This is a genomic window from Nonomuraea sp. CA-143628, assembly GCF_050942315.1.
Lineage (GTDB): Bacteria > Actinomycetota > Actinomycetes > Streptosporangiales > Streptosporangiaceae > Nonomuraea.
In genome coordinates this window covers 13,180,288-13,206,262 of the sequence record NZ_CP192072.1, presented here as the reverse complement: position 1 = coordinate 13,206,262, position 25,975 = coordinate 13,180,288, and the positions used below count along the sequence as shown (strand labels likewise).

General features: G+C 66.7%; 30 protein-coding genes, 1 tRNA gene and 1 pseudogene. 15 read left to right on the top strand and 17 right to left on the bottom strand.

Annotated features, from left to right (window positions below):
• The first annotated feature begins 384 nt into the window (after window positions 1–384).
• Complete coding sequence (locus tag ACQP2T_RS60285) at window positions 385–1,314, top strand: CPBP family intramembrane glutamic endopeptidase (RefSeq protein WP_433513602.1); 930 nt, start codon at window positions 385–387, stop codon at window positions 1,312–1,314.
• A gap of 139 nt (window positions 1,315–1,453) precedes the next feature.
• On the opposite strand, the gene ACQP2T_RS60280 is transcribed toward ACQP2T_RS60285, so the two are convergent.
• The 6 genes and pseudogenes from ACQP2T_RS60280 to ACQP2T_RS60255 form a co-directional block, all read right to left on the bottom strand.
• A complete protein-coding gene (locus ACQP2T_RS60280) occupies window positions 1,454–2,413 on the bottom strand; it encodes a CU044_5270 family protein (RefSeq protein ID WP_433513601.1) in 960 nt (319 codons plus the stop codon).
• Window positions 2,413–3,021: an RNA polymerase sigma factor gene (locus ACQP2T_RS60275; RefSeq protein ID WP_433513600.1), complete on the bottom strand. Its 609-nt coding sequence runs from the start codon at window positions 3,019–3,021 to the stop codon at window positions 2,413–2,415. Before ACQP2T_RS60275 ends, ACQP2T_RS60280 begins: the two co-directional genes overlap by 1 nt.
• Before the next feature lie 59 nt (window positions 3,022–3,080).
• On the bottom strand, window positions 3,081–3,254 hold the full coding sequence (locus ACQP2T_RS60270; protein ID WP_433520016.1) for a hypothetical protein: 174 nt from the start codon (window positions 3,252–3,254) through the stop codon (window positions 3,081–3,083).
• Entirely contained in the window at window positions 3,254–3,418 is a 165-nt protein-coding gene (locus tag ACQP2T_RS60265; RefSeq protein WP_433520015.1) for a hypothetical protein, read from the bottom strand. The genes ACQP2T_RS60270 and ACQP2T_RS60265 overlap by 1 nt, the downstream gene beginning before the upstream one ends.
• Window positions 3,419–3,509: 91 nt before the next feature.
• Window positions 3,510–3,785 (bottom strand): annotated as a pseudogene (locus ACQP2T_RS60260) (NmrA family NAD(P)-binding protein); the annotation flags it as partial.
• Between the two features lie 40 nt (window positions 3,786–3,825).
• Window positions 3,826–4,473, bottom strand: coding sequence for a VC0807 family protein (locus tag ACQP2T_RS60255; RefSeq protein WP_433513599.1), 648 nt, complete (start codon window positions 4,471–4,473; stop codon window positions 3,826–3,828).
• A 103-nt stretch (window positions 4,474–4,576) separates the two neighbouring features.
• Here ACQP2T_RS60255 and ACQP2T_RS60250 point away from each other — a divergent pair, with 103 nt between their 5' ends.
• Window positions 4,577–5,134, top strand: a complete 558-nt coding sequence (locus ACQP2T_RS60250; RefSeq protein ID WP_433513598.1) for a TetR/AcrR family transcriptional regulator — start codon at window positions 4,577–4,579, stop codon at window positions 5,132–5,134.
• Window positions 5,135–5,172: 38 nt separating this feature from the next.
• Entirely contained in the window at window positions 5,173–5,829 is a 657-nt protein-coding gene (locus tag ACQP2T_RS60245; protein WP_433513597.1) for a response regulator, read from the top strand.
• Window positions 5,830–5,884: 55 nt separating this feature from the next.
• Here the strand turns inward: ACQP2T_RS60245 and ACQP2T_RS60240 are convergent, their stop codons facing one another.
• Together ACQP2T_RS60240 and ACQP2T_RS60235 are read right to left on the bottom strand one after the other, a co-directional pair.
• The gene (locus ACQP2T_RS60240; RefSeq protein ID WP_433513596.1) at window positions 5,885–6,628 is read right to left on the bottom strand and encodes a hypothetical protein; all 744 of its coding nucleotides are present in this window, start codon (window positions 6,626–6,628) and stop codon (window positions 5,885–5,887) included.
• Entirely contained in the window at window positions 6,625–7,509 is an 885-nt protein-coding gene (locus tag ACQP2T_RS60235; protein WP_433513595.1) for an ABC transporter ATP-binding protein, read from the bottom strand. Before ACQP2T_RS60235 ends, ACQP2T_RS60240 begins: the two co-directional genes overlap by 4 nt.
• Window positions 7,510–7,639: 130 nt before the next feature.
• Here ACQP2T_RS60235 and ACQP2T_RS60230 point away from each other — a divergent pair, with 130 nt between their 5' ends.
• The 5 genes from ACQP2T_RS60230 (at window position 7,640) to ACQP2T_RS60210 (ending at window position 12,120) form a co-directional block, all read left to right on the top strand.
• Window positions 7,640–9,232 (top strand): sensor histidine kinase, encoded by a 1,593-nt coding sequence (locus ACQP2T_RS60230; RefSeq protein ID WP_433513594.1) that lies wholly within the window; start codon window positions 7,640–7,642, stop codon window positions 9,230–9,232.
• A gap of 88 nt (window positions 9,233–9,320) precedes the next feature.
• Window positions 9,321–10,238, top strand: coding sequence for an aminoglycoside phosphotransferase family protein (locus tag ACQP2T_RS60225; protein ID WP_433513593.1), 918 nt, complete (start codon window positions 9,321–9,323; stop codon window positions 10,236–10,238).
• 156 nt (window positions 10,239–10,394) lie between these two features.
• Window positions 10,395–10,766 (top strand): DUF4267 domain-containing protein, encoded by a 372-nt coding sequence (locus ACQP2T_RS60220; protein WP_433513592.1) that lies wholly within the window; start codon window positions 10,395–10,397, stop codon window positions 10,764–10,766.
• A gap of 406 nt (window positions 10,767–11,172) precedes the next feature.
• The gene (locus tag ACQP2T_RS60215; protein ID WP_433513591.1) at window positions 11,173–11,679 is read left to right on the top strand and encodes a cupin domain-containing protein; all 507 of its coding nucleotides are present in this window, start codon (window positions 11,173–11,175) and stop codon (window positions 11,677–11,679) included.
• A gap of 27 nt (window positions 11,680–11,706) precedes the next feature.
• Complete coding sequence (locus ACQP2T_RS60210; protein ID WP_433513590.1) at window positions 11,707–12,120, top strand: DUF2871 domain-containing protein; 414 nt, start codon at window positions 11,707–11,709, stop codon at window positions 12,118–12,120.
• Between the two features lie 11 nt (window positions 12,121–12,131).
• Here ACQP2T_RS60210 and ACQP2T_RS60205 read toward each other — a convergent pair whose 3' ends face one another.
• From ACQP2T_RS60205 to ACQP2T_RS60180, 6 genes are all read right to left on the bottom strand, one after another.
• Window positions 12,132–12,785 (bottom strand): HNH endonuclease family protein, encoded by a 654-nt coding sequence (locus ACQP2T_RS60205; RefSeq protein ID WP_433513589.1) that lies wholly within the window; start codon window positions 12,783–12,785, stop codon window positions 12,132–12,134.
• A gap of 132 nt (window positions 12,786–12,917) precedes the next feature.
• Window positions 12,918–13,334, bottom strand: coding sequence for a hypothetical protein (locus ACQP2T_RS60200; RefSeq protein WP_433513588.1), 417 nt, complete (start codon window positions 13,332–13,334; stop codon window positions 12,918–12,920).
• Window positions 13,335–13,496: 162 nt separating this feature from the next.
• Entirely contained in the window at window positions 13,497–15,608 is a 2,112-nt protein-coding gene (locus tag ACQP2T_RS60195; RefSeq protein WP_433513587.1) for a transglycosylase domain-containing protein, read from the bottom strand.
• Between the two features lie 125 nt (window positions 15,609–15,733).
• Window positions 15,734–15,805, bottom strand: a tRNA-Cys gene (locus tag ACQP2T_RS60190).
• 14 nt (window positions 15,806–15,819) lie between these two features.
• Window positions 15,820–16,197 (bottom strand): DUF4180 domain-containing protein, encoded by a 378-nt coding sequence (locus ACQP2T_RS60185; protein WP_433513586.1) that lies wholly within the window; start codon window positions 16,195–16,197, stop codon window positions 15,820–15,822.
• A 315-nt stretch (window positions 16,198–16,512) separates the two neighbouring features.
• On the bottom strand, window positions 16,513–16,884 hold the full coding sequence (locus ACQP2T_RS60180) for a hypothetical protein (RefSeq protein WP_433513585.1): 372 nt from the start codon (window positions 16,882–16,884) through the stop codon (window positions 16,513–16,515).
• Window positions 16,885–17,047: 163 nt separating this feature from the next.
• Between ACQP2T_RS60180 and ACQP2T_RS60175 the strand changes: the two genes are divergently transcribed.
• Complete coding sequence (locus ACQP2T_RS60175; protein ID WP_433513584.1) at window positions 17,048–18,256, top strand: cytochrome P450; 1,209 nt, start codon at window positions 17,048–17,050, stop codon at window positions 18,254–18,256.
• A gap of 9 nt (window positions 18,257–18,265) precedes the next feature.
• On the opposite strand, the gene ACQP2T_RS60170 is transcribed toward ACQP2T_RS60175, so the two are convergent.
• Window positions 18,266–19,195, bottom strand: a complete 930-nt coding sequence (locus ACQP2T_RS60170; RefSeq protein WP_433513583.1) for a hypothetical protein — start codon at window positions 19,193–19,195, stop codon at window positions 18,266–18,268.
• Window positions 19,192–19,734 carry an RNA polymerase sigma factor gene (locus ACQP2T_RS60165; protein WP_433513582.1) on the bottom strand — a complete coding sequence of 181 codons (543 nt, stop codon included), beginning with the start codon at window positions 19,732–19,734 and terminating at the stop codon, window positions 19,192–19,194. Before ACQP2T_RS60165 ends, ACQP2T_RS60170 begins: the two co-directional genes overlap by 4 nt.
• Window positions 19,735–19,874: 140 nt before the next feature.
• Between ACQP2T_RS60165 and ACQP2T_RS60160 the strand changes: the two genes are divergently transcribed.
• The 3 genes from ACQP2T_RS60160 (at window position 19,875) to ACQP2T_RS60150 (ending at window position 22,002) form a co-directional block, all read left to right on the top strand.
• Window positions 19,875–20,945, top strand: coding sequence for a DUF6745 domain-containing protein (locus tag ACQP2T_RS60160; protein WP_433513581.1), 1,071 nt, complete (start codon window positions 19,875–19,877; stop codon window positions 20,943–20,945).
• A gap of 10 nt (window positions 20,946–20,955) precedes the next feature.
• A complete protein-coding gene (locus ACQP2T_RS60155; RefSeq protein ID WP_358550202.1) occupies window positions 20,956–21,393 on the top strand; it encodes a hypothetical protein in 438 nt (145 codons plus the stop codon).
• 96 nt (window positions 21,394–21,489) lie between these two features.
• A complete protein-coding gene (locus ACQP2T_RS60150; protein ID WP_433513580.1) occupies window positions 21,490–22,002 on the top strand; it encodes an SDR family NAD(P)-dependent oxidoreductase in 513 nt (170 codons plus the stop codon).
• Between the two features lie 1,770 nt (window positions 22,003–23,772).
• Here ACQP2T_RS60150 and ACQP2T_RS60145 read toward each other — a convergent pair.
• On the bottom strand, window positions 23,773–24,012 hold the full coding sequence (locus tag ACQP2T_RS60145) for a GntR family transcriptional regulator (protein ID WP_433513579.1): 240 nt from the start codon (window positions 24,010–24,012) through the stop codon (window positions 23,773–23,775).
• 261 nt (window positions 24,013–24,273) lie between these two features.
• Between ACQP2T_RS60145 and ACQP2T_RS60140 the strand changes: the two genes are divergently transcribed.
• The 3 genes from ACQP2T_RS60140 (at window position 24,274) to ACQP2T_RS60130 (ending at window position 25,973) form a co-directional block, all read left to right on the top strand.
• On the top strand, window positions 24,274–25,032 hold the full coding sequence (locus tag ACQP2T_RS60140; RefSeq protein WP_433513578.1) for an SAM-dependent methyltransferase: 759 nt from the start codon (window positions 24,274–24,276) through the stop codon (window positions 25,030–25,032).
• Window positions 25,029–25,418 (top strand): hypothetical protein, encoded by a 390-nt coding sequence (locus ACQP2T_RS60135; RefSeq protein ID WP_433513577.1) that lies wholly within the window; start codon window positions 25,029–25,031, stop codon window positions 25,416–25,418. The genes ACQP2T_RS60140 and ACQP2T_RS60135 overlap by 4 nt, the downstream gene beginning before the upstream one ends.
• A 147-nt stretch (window positions 25,419–25,565) precedes the next feature.
• A complete protein-coding gene (locus tag ACQP2T_RS60130) occupies window positions 25,566–25,973 on the top strand; it encodes a hypothetical protein (protein ID WP_433513576.1) in 408 nt (135 codons plus the stop codon).
• Window positions 25,974–25,975: the final 2 nt, after the last annotated feature.

The window sequence follows — 25,975 nt, the reverse complement described above, 5'->3', positions numbered from 1 at the left end:
CGTTGAGTAGCGGACCCGTTACCCGCGGGCGCCTATCTGTCGACATTACAAAGTGGGGCGGTGTCGAGGTGGAGACGAGACAGGATCGTGGCCCAAGCGGTAGCGGGCCACGGTGAACTCCGCGACGTAGGCCATGGCACCAAGCCGGCAGCCCAGCCTGGCGACGGCGAGCTCGCGACAGATCACGTGGGCGTAGACCCGGAGGGTGAGCCAGGGATCCGAATCGCGGGACGGGCTCGCGACAACGCGCCTGTATGGCCAGGTGAAACGGCGTAGGTACCCCTAGCTGTACCCCCATTGGGGCGTACATGGGAGCGACCGGGAGGGCCCCTGACTGGTGTGCTGATCACTGTCAGTCAAGCGCACCTCTCAGGAGAAAATGAAATGACAGTCGACAGTCGCCGGGGCAGCGAGCATCACGCGAGTCAGACCGGGCTACGGGGTTTCATCAGTCGCCGTCCGCTGCTCAGCTTCTTCGTACTGGCGAATCTGATGAGCTGGGCTGCCTGGACGCCCTACATTCTCTCGGCGACCGGCCTGGGGATCTTAGATTTCACCTTCCCCTCGGTGCTCGGGACCACGCAGTTCGCCGGTGTTCTCCCCGGTGCCTATCTCGGACCCATCTTCGCCGCGTTCATCGTGACCGCGGTCGCGGACGGCAAGGCGGGTCTTCGTCGGTGGGTCGGGCGGATGATGAAGTGGCGGGTCAGCTGGATCTGGTACCTCGGGGCCGCCGCCGGTGTTCCCGCCGCCATCATCATCAGCGGTTTCGCGCTGTCCAACGAAGACATCCACCTGCCGCCCGTCGCCGTGCTGGTGGCCTATCTGCCCAGTTTGCTGCTCCAGATGGTCACCACCGGGCTGGCGGAAGAGCCCGGTTGGCGGGACTTCGCCCTGCCTCGCCTGCAGCGCAAGTACGGCCCGCTGGGCGCCACCCTCATCCTCGGCCCGCTGTGGGGCTTCTGGCACGTGCCGCTGTTCTTCAGCGAGTGGGGCGGGTGGCCGAACGTCACCTGGCTCACGGTCGCCGAGTTCATCGCCTTCGCCTGCCTGTTCAGCGTGATCGTCACCTGGGTGTTCAACCGGACCGGCCAGAGTCTGCCGCTGGTCATGGTGCTGCACGTCAGCGTCAACAACTTCATGTCGCTCGCCTACGCGGACATGTTCCCGTCGATCGCCGACGCGCAGCAGTCGTCCTACGTCACCCTGCTGGCGAGCGGTACGGCGGCGATCATCATTCTCGTCGCGACCCGCGGCCGTCTCGGCTACCGCAAGGCCGAGGAAGCCGCGCCGGAGGTCACCCATCAGAGCTGAACGACCACAAGACAAAAGCGAGGGCGTGGGACCGGGAAACGGTCCCACGCCCGCTGTGCGTCTTCGCCTCGGAATCGCCACCGCCCCGGTTACGGGGTGTCCTCCGCGTGGTCCACGATGCCGACGGCCACCGCCTCGGTTACGGAACGTCCCCCGCGTCGTCCACGATGCCGACGGCCACCTGCGCCACCGAGAGGACCACCTCGCCCTTGGGCAGCTTGGCGTACGGGGACCGCGCATCCGCTCCGCCGATGTAGACGCGGCGCCCGCCGAGCAGGGCGAAGGTGTTCGGGTCGATGATGATTTCCTGGCGAATCCCCTCGTCGGCGTCGTCCGTGTAGATGGCCACGCCTTCTCTGCCCAGCAGATCGCGTACCTTCTCCACGCCGACCCCGTCCAACTTCGACAGGACGGTGTAGAAGGCGGCGCGCAGGCGAGCCGCTGGGGCGCCCTCTTGCAGGATCATCAGGATCTGATGGGAGACCGCCCGCGCCTCGGGCAGAGGGATCACCCCCGCTGTGTCCTTTTTCAGGCGTTCCAGCAGAGCGTCCGGATCCAAGGGGAGTGAGCGTAGGTAGGCGGGGTCGAACCGTACACGGGGATCCTCCCCGCCTTTGCGCCTTTGGATCGTCTTGCTGTCTTGTTCCCGCATGGCCCTTTCCTTGCCGTCCCCCCGGGTCCACATTTCCGCGGTGTACCGCGAGTTCGTCGAGGCGATCTTGGGTGTGCGGTAGAAGTCCCTTTTGGTGTAGACCCACTGGTCGGCTCGCGGGTAGACGTCCGTCTGGCGGGCCGCCGCCGCTGTCGCGTGCTTGGCCAGGGTCTCCGCGTTCGCCGCGGCCAGCCATGCCGGGGCAGTGGTGGTTCCTCCCTTGCCCGGGTCATTCGTACGGACGGACTGCACCACTGTGACGCCGGCCGCGATCGTGACGCCGAGGACGCCGACGGCGGCCACGCGCAGCGCCATACGGGGGAGCCGGCGACTCGGTCGCTCCTGAGCCATCGAGGCCAGCATTCGCCGCCGGGCGCCGTGGAGATCGCGTTCTTCGCTCTGCCGCACCTGCGACCGCAGGTCGCGGACCATGTCCAAATCGTTCATCAGACCTCCTCGGTAACGTCGGTCGGGTTACTGCCGCCCAGCGCCTGGGCGATCTTGCGACGGGCGCGGGACAGCCGGGACCGTACGGTGCCGATGGGCACACCCAGCGCCTGCGCCGTTTCCTCATAGCTGAGATCGCCCCACGCGATCAGCAGCAGTACGTCGCGCTCGCCTCGACCCAGCTTGGCCAGGGCGGCCGCGAGCCGTTCCCGGGTCGCCGAGGCGGAGACCTGGGCGACCACCCGCTCGTCGAAGGCCACCGCCACGGGGTCCTCGCCGGTTCGGGCGAGAGCGCGGTAGCCGCGTACCTCTGCCCTGCGGTGGGTGCCGATGATGTTCGTGGTGATGCCGTACAGCCACGGCAAGGCGTCCGAGCGGTCGAAGGCGTACTTGCGCCGCTTCTCGAACGCCCTGGTGAACGTCTCGGCCACCACGTCCTCCGCGTGATCCGGACCGAGCCGCCGGACGACATAGCGGTGCAGTACGGCGGCATGCCGGTTGAACAACTCGGCGAAACGCTCCGGCTCGCGCAGCGACGCTTCGATGATCGCCGAGTCCTCAATCGGGGCCGGCACGTCGAAGGCCTCCGGAACCGTGGGTGCCGCCATGCGGAGCGTCAAGCCCGCCGGGGTCGGATCCTCATCTGGAATGGGTGTCACAGCCGTACTTATCCGGATGCGGGGGAAAGGTTCCCATGCACATCCCGGACGTCAGCTGTGGACGCGACCTCGCTCTCGAACGCCGAGAACACCTGCGACCGCTCGGCGCCGACCTTGAGGGTCATGCCCGCGGCTTCGAGCCGATGTCCGCCACCGGGCGGGAGAATCAGTCCATCGGTCATCACGGCCTCCAGCCGGTCGCGCGCAGGTAGGAGTCCAGGGTCATCAGGCCGGGGTGCTCGGCCCGCAGCTCCGCGAAGTCGGGAGCCCGCACGGCACCCTGATCGAACCACTCGAACGACTTGGCCACCTGCTCGTCGAAGGCCCGCAAGTGCTCGATCGGCAACTGCTGGAACCGGTTGGGGCGCTCGAACGCGATCGCGGCTGCTCTCCCGGGCGATGTCCACCACGGACCTGCCGCGCCGCGCTTCGGCCGCGATGCCCCCGGCGGTCACCTTCCGGCCTTCCAACATGGTCAGCACGAGGAAGACCCCATGAACCCCGCGCATCGCGGCCCGTAACGACGCCGGATCGTCCAGGTCGCCGACGACGAGTTCGGCCCCCGCCTCGCGCAGCGCCTTGGCGGCTGACGTGTCGGTGTCGCGGACGAACGCATGGACGGCGCAACCCCGTTCGAGCAGTTCTCGTACGGCTCCGCTGCCCTGCTGTCCGGTGGCCCCGATGACTAATATCGGCCCATTTTGATCACTCATGCACTCTCTCCTTGGTAGCTGTCGATGATGGCGGCGTCAGTCAGGAATGGGCAGGGCTGCCTGGTGAATCCGTACCGGCTTCGGCGAGCGCGGCGAGTTCGCCACGTTTGCCGTACCAGGCGCTCCAGGCGGCGATCAGGCAGAGCGTGCCGACCAGCAGGGCGGTCGACAGCCCGGTCATCACGTCCACGGGGAGCAGGTAGATGAGCGGGATGCGGATCAGCGACTCGGCGACCAGAGCCATCACCCAGGTCAAGGTCATCACTAGATAGATGCGCCGGAAGGCCGGCTCCGCCTGGTACAGCACCCGCCAGCGGGCCGCCGTCTTCTCGTCCTCGGCGCCGAAGCGGATGGCCAGCGCGAACGCGGCGGGCCTGCCGACCAGGCAGGTGGCCGTCAGGACGGCGGCGATCGCGAACGTGCTGACGGATTTGATGGCCAGCATGAAGCGCTCGTCGCCGGTGAAGAAGGCCAGCACCAAGCCGATGCCGAAGACCAGGCCGGTGAAGGCGGCGAAGCCGTCCAGCCTGCGCTCGCGGAGGGCGACGTAGGCGGTGCGGGCGAGGCCGACCGCGGTGGCGGTCAGCAGCGCGGTGTACTCGCTCACGTTGAAGGCGCGCAGCAGGTAGTACGCGGCGATGGGTGGTGCCACATCGGCCAGGATCGTCTTGACGAAGCCGCCTTTCATGACCAGGTCCTTTCCATGGCGGGGCTCCTTATCGCGAAGAATTTCGCTTCAAGATAAGCTCCTGGAAGGGCTAATGCAAGGAACTTCGCGTTAAAGTGGAAGCATGCAACAGGCACGAAGGCCAGGAGGTCGCAGCGCACGCGTCCGCCGGCAGGTCCACGAAGCGGTCCTCGATCTCCTGTCAGAACAGGACTGGCAGAGCCTGTCGATCCCCCAGATCGCCGAGCGTTCGGGCGTCCATCAGGCCACCGTCTACCGTCGCTGGGGGACGCTGGAGGCGCTGGTCGACGACGTGGTGATGGAACGGCTGTCGCAAGAGTCGCCGGTGCCCGACACGGGGTCGCTGCGCGGCGACCTGGAGGCCTACGCGGTCCAGCTGGCGGCGGACGTAGCCGGGCCGCTCGGCGCCCTGTACGTACGCGCCGCGCAGATCAGCACCCGAACCCACGAGCACCAGACCTACCTGACCGACCGGGCCGTCCAGCTGCAGGACATGCTGGAGCGGGCGGCCAAGCGCGGGGAGGGCTCTCCTCCCGACCTGCTGGAGTTCATGGAGGTGATCATCGCGCCGGTCTACTACCACGCGATGTTCTTCAACCGCCCCATCGGCCCCGACCACGCCCGCACCCTCGTGGACCGCCTGCTCCGCCTCGGAAAGTGACCTGCCGCTACTCGGATCACGGCGGTAGCGTCGAAGGCGTGATCAAGGTGCTGCTCGCCGACGACGAGGTCCTGGTCCGGGTGGGTGTGCGGGCCATCCTCGGCGCCGCCCCGGACATCGAGGTGGTCGCGGAGGCGGGCAACGGGCGTGAAGCGCTCGAACTCGCCCGTACGCACCGGCCGGACGTGGCCCTGCTCGACATCCGGATGCCGCTGCTGGACGGGCTGAGCGCGGCGGCGGAGCTGCGCCGGGCGGCCCCGGACGTCGCGGTGGTGATGCTGACGACGTTCTCCGAAGACGAGTACATCACCAGGGCGCTGGACGGCGGGGCGAGCGGCTTTCTGCTCAAGTCGGGAGATCCGTACGAGCTGATGGCGGCGGTACGGGCTGTGCACGGCGGCGCGGCGTTCCTCTCGCCGCAGATCGCCCACCGGGTGATCCAGCAGGTGAGCGGCGGCCGGATGAGCCGGCAGTCGGCGGCCAAGGAGCGGATCGCGGTGCTCACGCCGCGCGAGCGGGAGGTGCTGGCGCTGGTCGGCGCCGGGTTGTCCAACGCGGAGATCGGCGGGCGGCTGTTCTTGGTGGAGGGGACGGTCAAGGCGTATGTGAGTGCCGTGCTGGGCCGCCTGGATCTGAAGAACCGGGTCCAGGCGGCCGTGCTGGCGTACGAGGCCGGATTGGTCCCGCACGACTGACGGGATAAGCCAGTCAAAACATCGTGAGTCCGCACGGCGTACCCCCGCGATCCGCTCAAGCGTCGCGTTTGCGCATCACCCACACTCCAGCGGCGACCACCACGGCGGCCCACGCGGTGAGTACGAGGCCGGACGCCGCCTCCCCCGCGATGAAGCGCTCCCCGACGGGGGCGGGCGTGTAGCCGGCGAGCGTGTTGAGGAACTCGGCGTCCAGCGAGGTGGCGAACCCCTGCAGCCCGATCGGAAGCACGTACAGCAGGACGAACAGCATCGTGATGGCCCCGGCCGATCTGCGGATCAGCGTGCCGAGTCCGAGAGCCAGCACGGCGATGAGCGCCAGATACGTCGCGATGGCCAGGATTCGTCCGGTCACCTGTCCGGCGTCGAATTCCCAGTAGTCCCGCAGCAGCGGCGCGCTGGCCGCCACGCCGAGGACGGCGACGAGCCCGCCGGCGACGAATATCGTGGCGCCCACGACGGCCGTCTTGGCCAGCAGCAGCCGGGTGCGCGAGGGCGTGCAGGCCAGCGTCACCACGATGCTGCGAGTGGCGTACTCGCTGGTCGCCGCCAGCATGCCGAGCGATCCGAAGATGAGCTGCACCCAGTCCAGACCTTCGAGGACCGACGACACCGGCTCTACAGGTAGGCCCTGTTTGCGCAGAAAGAAGGCCGTGTCCTTCGCTTCCAGCATCGCCACCAGCAGCATCATCAAGAGCGCGCCGCAGGCGAACCACCAGGTGGAGCGGACGGAGCGGAGCTTCAGCCACTCGGCGGCGGCCGCGCGGGTCAGGGCGTTCATGCGGGGACTCCGAACTCGGTGCTGTCGGCGGTCAGCCGCATGTAGGACTCCTCCAGCGAGGACTCGATGGCGCGCAGCTCGTACAGCGGCAACCCCAGCTCGTACGCCTGCCGGCCGATCTGCTCGGTGGTGTGGCCGCTGACGGTCAGCTCGTCCGGGCCGGTCCAGCGTGCGGCGGGCAGGACGTCGGCCAGCGGTCGCAGCCGCGGTCCGCGTACCCGCACCTCCGAGCCGGCGACCAGACGCTCCATGGGCTCGTCGGCGATCAGCCGGCCCTTGCCGAGGACGATCAGCCGGTCGGCGGTGCGCTCCATCTCGCTCATCAGATGGGAGGAGACGAAGACGGTACGGCCCTCGGCGGCCAGCGATCTGAGTAATGTGCGGATCCAGCGGACCCCGTCGGGGTCGAGGCCGTTGACCGGCTCGTCCAGCATCAGCACCTCGGGATCGCCGAGCAGCGCGCCCGCGATGCCGAGCCGCTGGCTCATGCCCAGGGAGTACGTCCCGGCGCGGCGGCGGGCCGCCTCCGTCATCCCGGTGAGGGCGAGGACCTCCTCGACCCTGGAGGAAGGCAGGCCCTGGCTCACGGTCATGGCGCGCAGGTGGTCCCGGCCGCTACGGGCGGGGTGGACGGCCTTGGCGTCCAGCAGGGCGCCGATGGTACACAGCGGCCGGTCGAGGTCCGCGTAGGGGCGGCCGCCGATCAGGGCGGTGCCGGAGGTGGGGGAGTCCAGACCCATGATCATGCGCATGGTGGTCGACTTTCCGGCGCCGTTCGGGCCGAGGAAGCCGGTGACCGTGCCGGGGGTGAGCTCCAGGGTGAGATCGTCGACGGCGGTCTGGTCGCCGTAACGTTTGGTCAGTCCGTGCAGGGTGATCATCAGGCTCCTTCGCCGACAGGGGTCTCGACCATAGGGATCCGGAGATGGCCGGGATCATGCACGATCGGCAGCGGGTGCCCCTTACTTTCGTCAGGTGTCGCGGCGTGCGGCACCGCGTAGCGTGACCGCCATGAATCGGTCGTTCCGGGACCTCGTCATGAAGGCGTTCCCGGGCAGCGAACAGGGCGCCGATCTGCTGCTCTGGCTGGCGGTCACCGTGCCGGTGTTCCTGGCGAACGAGTCGCCCGAGGTGGGGCAGCCTCCCGGCCTGCCGCTGCCCTGGGTGAGGATCGCCGCTGTACCGCTTCTGGCACTGGCCGTGGCCGTGGGCCGACGGCGGCCGGTCGTGGCCGCGGCCGTGCCGGTGGGGCTGGCTCTGGCGGTGACACCGGAGCTGTACACCGACACCTTCATGATTCCCCAGCTGCTGCTGGCGTTCCTGCTGGGGCGGCGGACCGCCGGCATGCGGGCCGGGCTGCTGTTCTTCGCCGGGGTGTGCCTGGCGGGACTTGTGGCGGTGAATCTCACCCCCGGCGGCACGCTGTCGAACTGGTTGTCGCTGGTCACCACCGCGGTGACGAACATCCTGCTGCCCTGGCTGGCCGGCCGGTACGTCCGCCAGCACGACGGCCTCGTCCGCACCGGATGGGAACTCGCCGAGCGGCTGGAGCGGGAGCAGAGCCTGATCGGCGAGCGGATGCGACTGGTGGAGCGGTCCCGGATCGCCGGGGACATGCACGACTCGCTGGGGCACGAGCTGAGCCTGATCGCGCTGAGCGCTGCCGCGCTTCAGGTACATCCGGGGCTGGACGAGTCCGCCCGCCAGGCGGCCGCCGAGCTGCGCGGCTCCGCCGCGAGGTCCGCTGAACGGCTGCGCGAGATCATCGGGGTACTGCGGGAGGACGGCGAGAGCGCGCCCGTGCTGCCGTCCGGGGACACCGTGGCCGAGCTGGTCGAGCGGGCCGCCGCGTCGGGGATGGCGGTGACGCTCCACGGCGAGCTGGAGCCGCTGCCGCCGATGGCCGACCGGGCGGCCTACCGCGTGGTTCAGGAGGCCCTGACCAACGCCACCAAGCACGCGCCGGGCGCCGCGGTCACCGTACGGCTGGGCACGGACCACGCGTCCCGCGAGGCGGAGGTCACCGTGGTCAACGCGGCGCCCCCGGCCGGGCCACTGCCGGCGGTCTTCCCGGGGGAACCGTCCGGTGGCTTCGGGCTGGTCAGTCTGGACGAGCGGGTCCGGCTGGCCGGAGGCAGGCTGCGGGCGTGGCCCGCCGACGGCGGCTTCGCCGTCACCGCCCGGCTGCCGCTCACCGCTGGGGCCGCCGCCACGCCACCCGACTCCCAGCGGGAGCTCGCCCTGGCTCGCCGAAAGGTACGGCGCAGAGTGATCGACGCGATCTGGATGCCGATCGCGGCGGCCACCGCTCTGACGCTGGTGACCTCCGGCTATGACCTCTACACCGCGCACCGCTCGGTGCTGGACGCCGGGGTGTACACGGAACTGCGCGTCGGCCAAAGCCTGGCGTCACTCGGGGCACGGCTGCCGGCGTACCAGGTGAATGACGGCGGGCGGCCGCGGGGCGCGCCCGCGGACCCGCGGGGCGCTGACGAGTGCCGCTTCTACCGGATCAGGGCGAACTCGCCGTCGCCGGCCTACCGGTTGTGTTTCACCGGCGGTCGGCTGTCGCACAAGGACGAGGTGCCGACCGTACGGCGTTGACGGCCGTGGCCTGTGGCGGGGATGAAGTGCGTCTGAATCAGCCCCTGGCCAGCGCGAAGTCCGAGCTTGAGCTGGGGGTAGAAGTCGCGTGGTGCCGGGCCGTCGATGGTTGAGTAAGCGCATGGGCAACTTAGAGATCGATGAGGACCTGGTCCGTTCCCTGGTACGCGAGCAGCACCCGGACCTCGCCGGGCTGGACTTGCGTGAGGTGGACGGCGGCTGGAGCAACCAGATGTGGCGTCTCGGGGACGAGTTGGCCGTGCGCATGCCGCGGACGCCGGACGCACCGACTTTCGTGCGCAAGGAGCATCAGTGGATGCCCGTCCTGACGCCTCGTCTTCCGCTTCCGGTGCCGACCATCGTGCGGATCGGTGAACCGTCCGAACGCTTTCCGTGGCCGTGGACCATTACGGCCTGGGTTCCCGGCGAGCCGGCCGACCGGGCCTCCATCACCCGTGGGGAGCACGCTGCCGACAGCTTGGCGGGCTTCCTCCGGGTGCTTCATCAGCATGCGCCGGCCGAGGCGCCCGCCGATCTGGATCACGGAGGTCCCCTCAAAGCGCTCACCCGCGGCTTCGAACAGTGGATCCATCTCGTCAACGGCACCGGCGACCACCTACGAGAGGTCTGGGAGGACGCCGTCTCGGCCCCCGATTGGCAAGGGCCGTCGACATGGGTCCACGGTGATCTGCATCCGGCGAATGTCGTCACTGTGGACGGCACCCTCGCGGGCATCATCGACTTCGGCGCCCTCTGCGCCGGTGATCCGGCGTCGGACCTCGCGGCCGCGTGGCTGCTCCTGCCCTCAGGAGCGGACACCCGATTCCTCACCGCGTACGCCGACACGGACGAGGCGATGATCCGGCGCGCACGAGGGTGGGCGATCCTGCGCGGCCTGATGCTCATCAGTATCGGCCGGGCCGGGGACCGGGGCCTCCCCGGTGGCAAGAAGACCTGGGGACCCGCGGGTCGCTCGACGATCGACCGCGTTCTGGCGTCGATCTAGGTTTCCGTACGGGGACGCCTTCCCAGAAGTGCGGTTCCCGTCCACCTGCTCCGCGATGGGTTGCCCATGACCGCGATTCTAGCGCCGCTAGCGCAACTGTCGCGGCTATGTTAGCGTCACTCTTGCAACTAGCGGCGCTAGAAATTGGAGTGGATCGTGCTCACCCCCATCGCTTACGGACTCGCTGTCGTGCTCGACCTGTTCATCCTCTTCATCGGTCTGCAGTTCCTGCGGGTGCCGCAGACCGCCGCCGCCGGCTACGGCGTGCCCGCCAAGAAAGACGGGGACGCCGTCTACCTGACGATCAAGGGCCAGCGCGACGCCGTCTACGGCCTCGTCGGCCTGGCCCTGCTCTTCTTCGTGGGGGTCCGCGCCGAGGCCTGGTTCATGCTGGTCGTCGCCCTCCTTCCGCTCACCGACTGCGTCATCGTCCTGCGCAATGGCGGCACCAAGGCGGTGGCGTTCGGCATCCACTTCGCCACCGCCGTGGTCGTCCTCATCGGCGCCGTCCTGCTGTTCCTCGCCTGAGCGTCTTCGGTTCCCTGTGTCTACCTCAGTAAAACGGACATCGGCGTAGTCTCTTCGCACCCGGCCGAGGTCGGATAGGAATCCGGTGGAAGCCGAAGCCGAGTCCATCCGGCAAGCTGGACGGACCGTGGGTGAGAACCGCTTTGTCAGGGCCTGACTGCGCGCTCCTGGAGGGAGTGCGCCTCTTGGGCCACCGCCCCGCCGGACGCTGTCCCGTTGATGCGGACACCAACAGGGGCGGGGACCGGGCGCTCAGTCAGACACCCGGCTGTAACAGAAAATTACCTCACAATTACTATCCGCTGCAATCGATCGAGCCGAAGAAATCCAACAACAGTTCTAACGGCAACCACCGGCTCGCATAGCGAGCGCCAGCAACAGTTCGTACCTTGAAGGAGTCGCCGAAATGTCGCTCATCCTGCCCAACCCCAGCAACAACGCGAACGAGTCCGTCATCGTCAGATCCGGGGACGCCGAAGTGATCGGCCGGGCCCCCACCACCATCCGGCTGCTGGCCGACAGCAGTTCGACCGGTGGCGCGCTGTCGACCCAGCGGGTCACGCTCGCGAACGGGGCGGACGGCGCCAAACCGCACCGCCACGGCGCCTCCGCCGAGCTGTTCTACATGCTCGACGGCACCGCGCAGTTGCTGTCCGGCGAGCAGGTCGTCACCGCCGAGCGTGGGGACCTCGTGATCGTGCCGGCCGGTCTTCCCCATGCCTTCGCCGCGGCGCCGGGAGAGGACGCCGACATCCTCATCGTTATCACTCCGGGCGTCGAGCGGTTCGAGTATTTCCGCCACCTGGAGCGCATCGCGTACGGCAAGGTGCCGCCGGAGAGCCTCCTTGACGTGCAGGAGCTCTACGACACCTACTTCCTCACCAGCACCACCTGGAACGACGCCAGGTCCTGAAGCGCCACCACCAGAAAGGTATTAACCATGAGAAAGCTCCTCCATGCGGCGCACATCTACATGATCATTGGCGTGATCAGTGGTCTGTACTATCGCGAGCTCACCAAGTTGACCGACTTCACGGGCGACACCCAGCTCGGCGTGGTGCACACGCACCTGCTCGCGCTCGGCATGCTCTTCTTCCTCGTCGTGCTGGCGTTGGAGAAGCTGTTCACCTTGTCGGCCGGCAGGCTTTTCAACTGGTTCTTCTGGGTCTACAACGCGGGTCTGGCGTTAACGGTCCTCATGATGATCATCCACGGCACCCAGACCGTCCTGGGCGCTCAGACCAGTGCGATGATCTCCGGCCTCGCCGGGCTGGGGCACATCGTGCTGACCGTGGGCCTGGTCCTCTTCTTCATCAACCTCGGCAAGCGGATCCCCGCCAAAGACGAATCCTGATCATGGGCCACTCAGCAGGTGCGGAGCATGTTGAGCAGGGCCACCTTCTCCTTTCGGGTCACGAGGAGCCGGTAGTGATGCTTCACGGTGATCCACGAGGTCGCGTACCGGCACCAGTAGGCGCGGCGCGGCGGACGCCAGCTCTGCGGCCCTTGGCCGCCCTTGGCGATGTTGGCGGAGTGGCTGACCACCACCAGTTCGGGGCGGGTGAGGTCGTTGGCGAAGGCGCGGCGCCGTGCCTGGCTCCACTTGCTCGCCCCGGAGCGCCAGGCGTACGCCAACGGCACGACATGGTCGACGTCGGCCAGTCTCTCGCTTTTCAGCCGCTTGCCGTCGTACGGGCTGTACCAGACGCCCTTGACCGGATGGCAGGCGGCGTTTTTGCGTACGCGTCGCCCGTCGCGGGCCAGGACCACCTCTCGTGAGTCGCACCTACCCTTGTGGTGCGCCCACCGGGGCAGGAACCGCTGGTGGCTGTAACCACGGATGGATAATGGCTTGGCGACCTTCAACCGGGCCAGCATGCGGCGGCCCGCCGTCCCGCCCTCGGCCTGCGATCGTTCGCGCACGCCGGCGGCCGCCGGTGGCGTGGCCGTGGCAGCGGTGATCGGGATGGCCAGAAGGGTGAGTACGGCGACTCCCACTGTCCGCCTCAAAAAGATCATGCTTCTACCCTTACCAGCTACTTCCGCTGGCCGCGATTTTCACGAGAGGGACCCTGCGGGTCCGTGGTGCTGACGGACCGTGTGGGAGAAGTCGCCAGTGCGGCAGGGTCACCGCTCGTTACGTTGCCCGGTCTAGTAGATGCGGTACTTGCGGCCGCAGTTGTCGAACTTGCCCGCCCAGCAGGTGAACGTGTACACCTTCTTGATCCCACGCCCGCTCCAGCGGCCGACGACCTCGCCGTCCCACGACTGGTTGAACTTGTGCCAGCTGCCGTTCTTGTAGTACTCGAACCACACCCAGCCCTTCTTGCCGCCGACGTTGTCCACCCCGTGCCACGTCGTGAAGACCTTGCCGCCGCTCTTCCACGTCCTGCCGAACGTGTACGCCTTGCGGTCACTGGAGAAGAACTTGCCCCAGTTCACCGTGAAGTTGGTCGCGCTCGCGGTGGTGGTCGTGGTCTGGGTGGTCGCCTGGGCGGCCGGGCTGAGAGCGATACCGGTGAAGGCCATCGAGCCGGCCAGAGCCGCGATCGCAAAGGTCTTACGCATTGGGTTCCTCCCCCTTGTCGGTGCTGCCGGGTTCGTCCGGCAGGACAGACATTAGGGAGACGGCCAGCGATCAACTGTGGAGAAATCCGCACATCCAAGGTGATCAGCGCCACACGCGTACGGGACATCCAACCAGCGGTTTCGCGCGAACGCCCGCCCGCTTCAGGGGTCAGGCGTGCTGTCGTCTTCAGTTGACGTCGGCGCGGTTCGGCAACCCTGGGAGCACCCCTCGAATCGAGCGGCGTCGATGGGGGAGAACGACGTCGGCGGCACACCCGTCAACGCGCCGATCATCGTGTCCTTCCAGATCGGCCCGGGAAGGGTGGCACCCGCCACCGCCCCGTAGTAGCGCCCGCCGATCGTCACCCCGGTCAGCTTGTGGTCCTGGGAGCCGCGCGGGTCCCCGATGCTCACCGCCGCCGCCAGGTCCGGGGTGAACCCGGCGAACCACGCCGACGCGTAGTCGTCGGTGGTGCCGGTCTTGCCCGCCGCGTCGCGCCCGATGCCTCCGACCTCGCGCATCGTGCCCTTGGTGAGCACGCCGGACAGGACGTCGGCCGTCGCGTCGGCGATGGCCGGGTCGAGCGCCTGACGGCACTTCGGCCGGTACCGGGTGGCCTTGCCGTCGCGGTCGGTGACCCGGGTGATCGCCGTCGGCGCGCAGTACTTGCCGCGTGCCGCTATCGCCGCGTACGCGGTGGCCACGGTCACCGGGTCCATCTCGTTGATGCCGAGCGTGAACGTCTCGTACTCCTGCAGCTTCCGCCCGTCCGCGCGGTGGATGCCCAGCGACTTGGCCGTGGTGACCGTCTCGCAGAGCCCGGCCCGCCGCTCGAGTTCCATGAAGAAGGTGTTCACCGAGGCCCAGGTGCCGGTCCGCAGCGTCTTCCACCCCGGGGAGCCTTCGTCGTTGGTGACCGTGTGCGTGGGGTCGCCGATGTTCTCGCCCTTGCAGTTCTTGAACGTCGAATAGCCCGGGGCCCGGTATCCGGCGCCCGCGCTCAGGCCGTCGTCGAGCTTCATGCCGTTCTTCAGCGCGCTGATCAGGGTGAAGGTCTTGAACGTGGAGCCGGCCTGGAACCCGGCGCCGCCGCCGTGCACGGCGTCCGCGACGAGGTTGTAGGAGATCTCGTTCCTGGCGCGGTCGCCACCGTACGGCCTGCTCGCGGCCATGGCCTTGATCGCTCCGGTGCCCGGCTGGACCAAGGCCTCGGCCGCGACGGGGTCGTCGGAGGCGTGCACGTACTTCCTGATCGCCCGATCCGCGGCCCGCTGCATGACGGGGTCGATCGTGGTCCTGATCGTCAGGCCGCCGCGGTTGAGCATCGCCAGGCGCGCCGCGGCGGTCTTGCCGAAGTCGGGGTTGCTGAGGATCTCCTGCCGGATATACAGGCAGAAGTACGGATATTTGCTGGATTCGCAGCCACCGGGGAGCTTGGTGCCCTTGTAGCCGAGTTTGGTGGCCTTCGCCGCGGCCGCCGCGGCTGGAGAGATCTTGCCCAGCTCGGCCATCCGGTTCAGCACGACGTTACGGCGGTTCAGCAGCCTCTCGCGGTGCTTCCTGTCGATGTTCGGGTCGGTGGCGTTCGGGTCCTGTACGGCTCCCGCCAGCGTCGCCGCCTGTGGCAGGGTGAGCCGGTCGGCCTTGACGCCGAAGAACCGCTTGGCCGCCGCCTCGACACCGTAGGCCCCGGCCCCGAAGTACGCGATGTTCAGATATTTCCCGAGGATCTGGTCTTTGGTGTACTTCTCCTCGACCCCCATGGCGTACCGCAGCTCGTTCAGCTTGCGCGCATAGCTGGCCGCAAGGGCCGCGTTCCGTTCCGCGTCGGTGTCGGCGGAGTTGAGCAGCACCTGCTTGACGTACTGCTGGGTGATGCTGGACCCGCCCTGGCTCACCTTGCCCGCCCGCAGGTTCTTGGCCAGCGCTCGTATGGTGCCCTCGATGTCGATCGCGCCGTGCTCGTAGAAGCGGTAGTCCTCGATCGAGACGATCGCCGTCTTCATGACCTCGGCGATCTGGTCGAAGCCGACGACCTCCCGATACTCCTCGTAGAAGCGGGCGATCTCGCCCCCCTTGGCGTCCCGCACGATCGTGACCTCGGCCGGCGGCGGCTCGATGAGGGCGACCGGCTTGAGCTCCGCCTCGCCCACCGCCGACGCGAACCCGAGCGCCGCACCCCCCACGGCCGGCACCGCGATCCCCGCCACGAGCACACCCGCGGCCACCCCGGCCGCGGTGAGCCGTACGATCTTCGTCCCCCGACGCGCCATCAGAGCCCCTCTTGGTCAGCAGAGGGCAGGAGCAAATCAGAACCGATCAGATGATGTCTAATAGCGCTATTCGCCAGGGATCAATATCTGATTCGATATAAACCCTGGTCAAAGGGCGAGTTGAGAGGCCGTGACCGGATTCGAACCGGCGTCCACCGCTTTGCAGGCGGTTCCCTGAACCACTCGGGCACACGGCCAAGCAGACGAGCGGTCAGGCGCCGGCGCGCCGGGCCAGACGCTCGTCGAGGTGCTCCAGGCTGGACACGAACCAGACGTGCTCACCCTGGTTCGTCTCATGAACGAAGTCGCGCAAGGCCGAGCTCGCCGCCGTGTGCCGGGAGATGTCCCCCGTGATCACCAGAAGCAGCCGGTACATCGTGAACTTCTGCATGATGTCACCCGCGACCCGGGTCCGGAGTTGGAAGAAGGCGTCGTCGAGCCGTTCGACCGGAATGACGATCACCTCGGCGCGCTGCCCCCACGCCTCGCCCACCAGATCGGTGGCGGCGCGTTCGTCCTTTATCGGGTCGCCATCAGGGACGCACGAGAGAACGCGGAATCCCTGAATAAGGGAAAGCGTTTCAGGCATGAGAATATCCATTCTCTCGAAAAGGGAAGAAAGCTGAAGATGCGCGTGCGACGTCATTCGACGGCGCGGCGAGAAACCGCCGGTGGGGCGATGTGCGGGGGAGAGATGCGCGTCAGGCGCGACAACAACGACAACAGGACGAAGCGGCCGGATCGCAGGCGGAGCAGGCCATCATGGCTGCTACCTTCCTGTCCATCGTCCGGCTCCTGACCTTCGTCTTCAGGCGGTCGGTGAATTCACGCCTGTTCGTCATTTTCCAATATGACAATAGCGATGGATATCGGCGACGTCAATCGCCGCGACTCGCGAGAAGGATCAGCGCCTGCTTTCGAGGACCGACTTCGCGTTCGCCATGTCGTCGGTGGCGATGACGATCCGTACGCCGCCGAAGGTCGTGTAGGCGAGGTCGATGTTGACGTTGGCGTCGGCGAGCTGCCGGGTCAGCTCGCCAAGGGCGCCCGGACGGTCGTCCATGTCCGCCACGAGCACGGAGCGCTCGTCGGCGATCCCCATCCCGGCGCCTTCGAACGCCTGCCGGCATCTGATGGCGGCCTCGTCATCGACGAGCACGTGTACGACGCCCTTGCCCTCTCCGGTGAAAGCCGCGAGACCCTGGATGTTCACGCCCGCCTCGCCGGTGACCCTGCCGAGTCGGGCCAGCTCACCCGGCTGATCATTGAGGATCACAACAATATCTGTGGGCATCGTCCGCCGATCCTCTCACTAGACCTCAAAAGCGACAAAGCGCATGTGAGGCGACATTAATGAGGAAATTTCCCACTAAACGGCAACGTATCGAGCCTTTGGGCAAAGCTTGTCCGGCGCATATCCCACCCGCGACCATAGGCACGTGAACCCACAGGCGTTCTACCGCGACCCGTACCCCGTCTACACCGAGGCTCGCCGGACGCAAGGGCTTACCTTCGTACCCGAGCTGGACGCCTGGCTGGTGAGCAGGCGTGAAGACGTACGCGAGGTGCTGGGCGATCCTGAGCGGTTCTCGTCGGCGGGCGCGCTGCGGCCCGACCACCTGCCGAGCAAGGCCGCGCTCTCGGTGCTGAGCCAGGGGTTCGGCGGCGTGCGGACGGTGCTCGGCGCCGATGGCGACGCGCACCGGCGCCTGCGCCGCCCCCTCAGCAGAGGGCTGTCGTCCGCCAAGGTAGCCGCCGCGCTCCCGTTCGTCACCGAGCGGGCCGAGGCGCTCATCGGCTCCTTCGCCGGCGACGGTCAGGTCGAGTGGATGGCCGCGTACGCCAGGCCGCTGCCCGCCGCCGTGATCGGCCATCTGGTCGGCCTGGACCCCGCCGACGCGCCTGGCGCGATTCGCGGGGCGCAGGGCGCGGAGACGCTGGTGTTCACCGAGCTGACGGAGGCCGAGCAGGTCGAGGTCGCGGAAGAGATCGTGGACATGCAGCGGCTGCTCGACGGCTACGCTCGCGCGCGGAGGGCGGCTCCGCGCGACGACCTGTTCACGGAGATGGTCCGCGACCTGGCCCCCGGGTCCGACGACCTCACGCTCGACCAGCGCAAGGAGATCGTGTCCAATGTCCAGAACCTGCTGCTGGCCGGCCACCTGACGACGACCGCGCTGCTCGGCACCGTGGTGCTGAACCTGCTGCGTGATCGCCGTCAGTGGGAACTGCTCTGCGAGCAGCCGCGGCTCATCGGCGCGGCCATCGAGGAGGCACTCCGGTTCGAGGCACCGGTCCAGGGTTTCCGGCGTACGGTCACCACCACCGTGACGCTGAGCGGCACCGAGCTGCACGAGGGCGACGTGGTCTTCGTGTCCTTCGCCTCAGCCGGCCGCGACGCCGACGTGCGGGCGGACGGCGACGTGCGGGCCGACGAGTTCGACATCGGCCGGGACGCCTTCCGTCACCTGTCCTTCGGTCACGGCCCGCACGGTTGTCCGGGCTCGCAACTCGCCAAGGAGCAGGTCCGGATATCCCTGGAAATCCTGATCCGCGAACTTCCCGGCCTGCGCCTGGCCGACACCGACATCACGATGGCCCCCACCCTCATCCACCGCTCTCCCGAGGCGCTCCTCCTCACCTGGTAAGGGTGTCTGTCAGCTGCCCGTAGGCAGGTCCCACCAATGGGGGCGGGGGGACGGTGAGGGGGCGGGGCCGGCCTCGTGGCCGGGGACGACGGTGAGCTCGATGGTGTCGGAGCTGTACGCGCGAGAGCTCTCGACGATCCAGTCGTCCTTGATCCGGTCCGCGGGGACGGACTGAGAGAAGAAGCCGCCGTTGGGGTAACTCCACCACAGCTCGTAGACGGTCTTCAGCCCGCGCCGGTCCACTTCGGCGCGTACGGCCGCGACCGTCTTGCCGTGAACTCGGTAACCGTCCACCTTGTAACCGTCCAGGGCCTCCACCCACCTGCCCTCCAAGGAGGGGGAAAGGTCGGCGTAGGGCTCGCCTGGCGCGGCGGGGCGCCCGATTCCGAAGACGAGCCTCGCAGGGGCGCCCCCCGACATGGTGAGCTTGGCGCAGAACGCCGATGCGCAGGGTTTGATGGGCTCCAGCGTCATGTTTCCGCGCCAATGGGCGTTCGCCCCCTGGGGAAAGGCCGGGCCGTACAGCTTGCCCACATGGCCCGGCATCGCCGGAACCATCTTCACGGTGGCCTCCACCCCGACCGCACGGAAGGCCTCCTCAAAGCGCTGGGGATCGGCCGCGGGGTCGATGATGGCGATGCTGAAGTTGTCGTCGGCCTTGGTGATGGACATGGCCGCGTTGGCGTACTGGGTGGCCGGGCTGTCGGACGGCAGGCCGACGCCGATCGCGACGGCCGCCGCGAGTATGACGGAAGCGACGCTCAGCACCAGGCCCCGCCGCAGCGACAGGCGCCATCCCGGCGAAGGGAGGGACGCGGTGGGGCGCTCCTCGGTCATGATCGCCTCCATCAGCGTCCGGGCCCCCGCGCCGGACGCCTGGCCTAGAGGATCTTTCGCCAGATCCTCGTCGCGGACACGGGCGTGGTCGGTGAGGTTCACAGCGCACTCTCCTGGAACTCGATGGCACGTGGGTGGTCGATCCCGGCCTTGGCCAGGCCGCGCGAGAACCGCTTACGGGCGCGATAGAGCCGTACGCGTACGGCGTTGCGCGAGAGGCCGAGCGTCCGCGCCACCTGAGCGGTGTCCAGGTGCTCCCAGGCGACCAGGGTCAGCAGCTCCCGGTCATCATCGGACAGGTCGGCCAAGACCCTGCCTATCGCGGATAAGTCCTGCTGCGGCAGGTGGGCGAGCAGGGGCGAGGCCGCGAGCTGCTCGCGTAGCGCCGCGGTCCGCTGCTCGTGGCGGCGTTCCCCACGCCGGTGGTTGGCCAGCACCCGGCGGGCCACACCGAACAGCCAGAGCCTGGCCTCATCTCCTTCAGGCATCTCCTCGATCCGCCGCCAGGCGATCGTGAACGTCTCGGCTACTACGTCGGCCGCGTCGTCGGGGTCCTGGCAGCGGCGCAGGACGTACCCGAGTATGGGGCGGTATGCCTGTTCGTAGATCTCTACGAACCGGTCGGGGGGATCGGTTCCCATCCGGTCTCCTCATCTGGATCGTCGGTCATCTGATCCATGTCCGGAACGTCGAGAGCATTACCGGCGTCTGGACAGCCGCCACCCAGATCTGTCACCATTTCCACCATGATCGTAGGAAAGGACGACGCCACCCTCATCTGGTGAGCGCTCTCGAGCAGCGGGAAGCTGCCGCAATCCGCGAAGAATGGCTGGGCTCGACGCTGTCGACCATGCCCGCCGACCGGTCGGCCAAAGAGGCCGCCATCTCCGAGCTCTACCACCTGATCGGGCTCGCTCCACCGCGTTTCCGCTGGGTCCCGTCACCGCTCGCGGCGCTGGAGACCGTCCCGCCGGGTCTACGGGCCTCGGAAGCCGCCCGGCACATGTCCGAATGGCCGCTGCCACATCAGCTCTCCGCCCTGATGAGAGAGCTGTGCCTCGAACTCGACACCCGGGTCAGATGGCAGCCGATGGACCGGCTGATCCGCCGGGAGGTGGTCGGCCCGCTCGCGCGATCCACCCAAGGTTCGCTCCTCGTGCCGGTCCAGGCGGTGCATGGCCCGCGGGAGCGCCGGATGATCGGCTGGTACGGCGTGCAGTGCGTCTCCTGGATCGCCCATTACGACGCCCTCCGTCGAGCGGCCGGCGTGGTCTTCGGGACCGAGCGGGCCAGGAGGCTCGATCTGTGGGCGGCAGCGGCCCGGTCAGGCGGCTGGTGGTGGCCTCGTGAAGGCGTGTGCGTCATCTCCGAACGGCCCGTCACCCTGCACACGGAGGCGTGGAGCGACGACGGCGAAGTCCGGCTGCACTGTGCCGACGGCCCGGCGGTGCGTTACGCGGACGGCTGGGACGTGTACGCCTGGCACGGCACCCAGGTGCCCCCTTGGGTGATCACGGGTCCGGACGTCCAGCGGATCGCCCAGGAGGCCAACGTCGAGGTCAGGCGGTGCGCGATCGAGCGCATCGGCTGGAGCTCGTACATCGAACAGGCCGGCCTGCGGCTCATCGCCGCCGCGCCGGACCCCGGCAACCCCGGGTCGGAACTGCGGCTGTACGACATGCGCAAGGAGACCAAGGTGCTCCTCGCGGTCAACGGGTCCGTCGAACGCGACGGGCACCGCCGCCGGTACGGGCTGACCGTGCCGGGGTTCCTCAACGACCCGATCGACGCCGCCGGCTGGACCTACGGGCTGTCCGCCGAGCAGTACTCCCTTCTCGTACGCCGAACCTGAGGTGATCTCCATGACTGTGACTCTCGCTTCCCTCTCCCAGCAGACCGGACTCGCCGTGCTCGACCACCTCGAGCAGACGGTGCGCATCCCTGTCGTCGACGGGCTCCAGGCCCAGGGCGACCTCATCGTCATCCCGCTCTCCGTCGTCGCGTCGTCCGTGCGGCCATGGAACCCGACTACCTGGACGGACGTACCGCCCGAAGGGGTCGAACTCCTGCGTGGCGCGGCCGGCGGCAACCCGCACACGCTCGTCGCCGATCCGGGCACCTGCCGCTGGACGGTTGACGTGATGGACTCCGACCGGCTGGCGATCGGCATCTTCGAGACCTCCGCCGTCGCCTACCTGCTGCATCCCGAACACGGAGCAACGGGCTGCACGCCGGGCACGTATGTCATCCGGCGGCAGCGCGAGCACGAGGGCCAGAGGAGCCGCCTCGTGGCGGACTGAATCCACATCGACACCCCTGCGGCGCGCGAACCCGGTGCGCCGCAGGTGGTGCCCGATGATGGGGAGGTCACGTGTGGGACATCTGCGGGAGGTTCGGTGGAACTCGGGTTGAGGGACAAGGTCGCCGTCATCACCGGTGGCAGCTCCGGGATCGGCCTGGCCGTGGCACAGGGGCTCGCGGCAGAGGGCGCGCATCTCGTACTCGCCGCCCGTGTCGGCGACCGCCTGGAGGAGGCGGCGCGCGGCATCCGCGAAGCGCACGGCGTGCGGGTGGTGCCCGTCCCGTGTGACGTGGCGACCGCGGACGGCACGGCGACGCTGATCGAGGCGGCCGAAGAAGGCTTCGGGGGCGCCGACATCCTGGTCAACAACGCCGGGGCCGGATCCAACGAGACCATACTCGAGGCCCCGGACGAGAAGTGGCAGGCGTACTGGGACCTGCACGTCATGGCGGCGGTACGCCTGGCCCGCGGCCTCGTGCCCGGCATGCGGCGACGCGGCGGCGGGGTGATCCTGCACAACGCGTCGATCTGCGCCGTCCAGCCGCTCTGGTACGAACCCATCTACAACGTGACCAACACCACTCTGCCTCTAGTAAGTTTTTTCTAGGGCGCTGACCTGCGAAAATGGTGAGATTTTCTTCTGGATGTGGTTCGCCTCTCAGAGCGGCATGACGTGACTGGCCAGACGTCCCCGTCAGCGATGGCGAGTCAGCTTGGCCGTTGGCCAGATCGTTCCGCCGCTTCGATGAGTTCAGGCCAGTTGTCTCGCCAGTAGGTCGCGACCGTTGAGAGCTCCCACGGGCGGTATATGACCAGGGGCGGCATGTCAGAGTAGCCGGAGTCCGACCACTGAGGATCGTGCGGCTGCCATTTGATGGCCTGCAACGCCTGACCGGGGGTCGCCGGACGCGCCGTCACGGATGCGGCGGACCAGTCGATCAGGCTTTGTACCATCTGAGGGTAGACAAGGGGATGCACCATTCGGTGTCCTTCGGCGCACACTGCGGACGCCAACTCACCTCGACGCACGTCTGACGACGGTTCAAGGACGAGTGTCCACCTGTGGGAGGCATGGCATTGAGGACATGACATCTGGTACGTGCCCCAATTGAGTTCGCCAACCGCGATCATGGCCATGCCTGTCTCACCAGCCATCATGACCCCAACCGTACGCCCCAACGCGCGACTGCTCTACAACCCACGGCATCGTGGATAGGTCGGTGTTCTGCCAGCTCACTCCGCCACACATGGACGAGTCGCGGCGACAATATGCATGCCTGATCTCTCTAGAGAATCGACAATATGCACGCCTGATCTCTCTAGAGAGAATCCAGTAATCCGGTTCACGATAAAAAGTGCAGTCAGGATTGAACCAAAGCCGGAGAACTGTACGTACGGCTTGGCACATTCCATCAAACCCTTCCGAGACAGGGAGACAAGAAATGTCCAAGTCCATTCAGCACGCCCGTACCATCTTCGCCGCCGCCGTGCTGGCATCCGCTGTTGCCACTCTCATCGGGACCTCTAGCGCCCAGGCCGCGACGAAGCAAAAGTCGTGCAGTAGCGTATCCGCAACGACCGGTTCAACGGTAACCGTCAATCGAACACTCCAGGTCACGGGGGCGCGAGTCGCTATCCGCGCCGTTCCCTTGGCGAACGGCAGAGTCCTCACAGTTCTAAGTACGGGGACGCGCGTCAGCAATTGCAAAGTCCTACTCGGAGACAATGTCAACGGCTACACGAACAAATGTGGTCAAGGAGGATTCGAGTGGTACGCCGTGAGCAGGCAGGGTATTAGCGGCTGGCTCGCAGCCCCGTGCGCCCGCATCGTGTTCTAAACAACACGCACGGCAAAACGGCATCTAACAGCCAGGAAGCGGCATCGTGGTCGTACGCCACGATGCCGCTTCCTGGTTTTTAGGGCTCCACGGGGTCTGTCACGGACCCTCTAATCGCCGTCTACCTGGCCAACCAAGAGACCCCCGGTCTCCACGATGAAGCAATCACACGAGCCGCATCCAGGCATTGCATCCTCCTAAATCAGGGGCTTCCCTGACCGTACGGCGGAAACCATGCGTAATCACTTGACTCCGGGGGGATAGTTAAGTTCCGTCCGAACTGATCTCCATACCCGTCAGCGACGGTTTCAAGATCGTTTTTTAGGCGGCTTGCCGGCGGATTTGGACACCCCTTCGGCCTGCGGAGACTCCGGATACGGGTCCTGTTCACGCGAGCGGTGGGGCAGGATCGCGGACGGCTCGTCAGGGTCGGGTGGGTACTCCGCCATGAGGCGGCATCCCGCGCCCGCAGGTGCGCTCTAGTCCTTAATCGTCGCCTGCTGGAGTCCCGCTTCATGGCCGGAGTCATCCCGGCCTCTTCACGGCCTCTTCACGAAGGTCCCCATACCTGGCTGCGTGTAGGTCAGCCCATCCGCGCGAAGTTGATGCAAGACCTTCTGCCCGGTTGCGGTAGCGATCCCGAACTCTTCTTGGAGCTTGAGAACCGAGGGCAGCTTGTCACCGGGGGCGTACTCGCCCGACTCGATCCTTGCCTTGATCGCCTCATAGACCTGGATCCATCGGGGCGTATCTGGCTTCCACTCGATCACGATCAACACGCTATGCACCACCAGGACTGCCAAGCGATAGCGGCATCCCTAGCATGCCTAGCAAGCCTGAAGTATGGTGTCCCCATGGCCAACTCAAAGCCCAAAGGCTTCTGAAGCGGCTGTGTTCCCGACTGCCCAAGTGAAGGCAGGCGATCAAACGCGCATGACCCGACGGGAGGTTCTATGCCACCGACTAGCCCGGTAGGTGCAAACGGGCTGCCATTCTTATCATCCTCCAAGGTCAATCCACACGTGCCCAATGTGGCGCGCATGTATGACTACTGGTTAGACGGCAAGGACAACTACGAAGCAGATGTCAAAGCCGCTGATCAAGCTTCTAAACTGAACCCCTACGCAAAGGACTGCGCACGAGCAAACCGAGCGTTCATCAAGCGGGTAGTAGAATATCTGGCGCGCCAAGGAATATCCCAATTCCTTGATATAGGAACGGGCTTTCCAAGTCAGGGAAATGTGCATGAGGTCGCACAAGAATTCAACCCTGAAGCACGCACCCTGTATGTGGACAATGATCCGGTCGTTGTTACCCACGGGCGCGCACTGCTGGCCACCGATCCGCGTACGAAGATGTTGCCAATCGACCTACGCGATCCCGACTTCCTCTTTTGGTGTGGGGCGTGCGAGGCTGACGCCTTCAGCGTGCTGGACTTTACGCGTCCAGTGGGCGTGCTGGCCGTGGCGGTCTTGCATTTCATCCCGCCCGATGACAATCCGCACGGAATCGTGGCGAGTCTCATGGAGGCTATGGCGCCCGGAAGCTATCTAGTACTGACACATGTATTAGAGGCGCCGAGAACGATTCGCGCTATTAAAGCCTACGAGAACGCGTCGGCACCTACCGTCCTCCGCACGGAAAAGGAGATCAACCGATTCTTCACCGATGCCCACCTGTCGCTGATAGATCCAGGGGTGGTGCGGGTTCCTCTGTGGCAGCCCGACTACATCGATCCCTTTGCGGTCGCTGAGGCTGACCACATCGATTTCTTAGCGGGAGTAGCGACGAAATCGTGAGCGGGCAACGTCATGCGGCTTCTAGCCGGACGCATCGGATGGCAATCGACCTATGCCGGAAACTCGCCAAGCTCCACATCGAGACCGAACTATACACCGACGTCGAAGGCGTCGATGTGGCAATGGTAGCGGTGCCGGTGGACGGCGTTTCTCTGTCCGTGTGGTGCGAGAAGGGGCCGGTCGGATATCGGTTCAAGTGGTGGTCAGGCGATACCACTGATATCGGACTAAAAGTATGGACCTACTGTCACGCCAACGCTCTAGAGAAAGCAGTCAGCCGGATTCACCAACGGTATCGAGAACTACAGGGCATGTCCCAGTCGGGACTATTGAAACTCGCCTGTGCCCCGGTCTCCAACGAGAAGGATTTTCGTACTGGCCGCTGACAAACCAAAAGCCGCCCGAGCCCGCCGTATGCGCCTTCCCCACATTACGGCAGGTTCGGGCCTCTACCTCGCCACCTTTACGGGAGCGCTAGACAGATGCACTGGCACGCCTATACCTGGACCGGAACCGGAGCGGAGCGAGCACGGATGGCAGAACGCCATGCGGAATCGCCTCATTTCATCGACTCACCTCTACCTCCGATTGAAGTAGGCGATTGGCTACTCAAACCTGCAACACGAATCGCCGAGACGTTCTCTTCTCCCTCTCCGGTCGCTGACTGGCTGGTACGTGAGTATCTACAGGTGCACAAGTCATTCCTCTTGCCGGTTCGCATGAAGCTAAAGCACCGCCTTGATTTCGCAATGACACTCCTGTCACGCGCCATGGACGTGCAATGGAACGAATGGCTAAAAGGCGGCATGTTTATTTCTATTGCCGTCGTCTGCTGCCCCAACCGGCATGTACCCCATGCCTGCCCGCTGCGACCCGTTAGCGCTACCTATTCGGAAACCATTTACGTTCAGGATACGACTCCAGGCGAAACGCGAGAATAGAT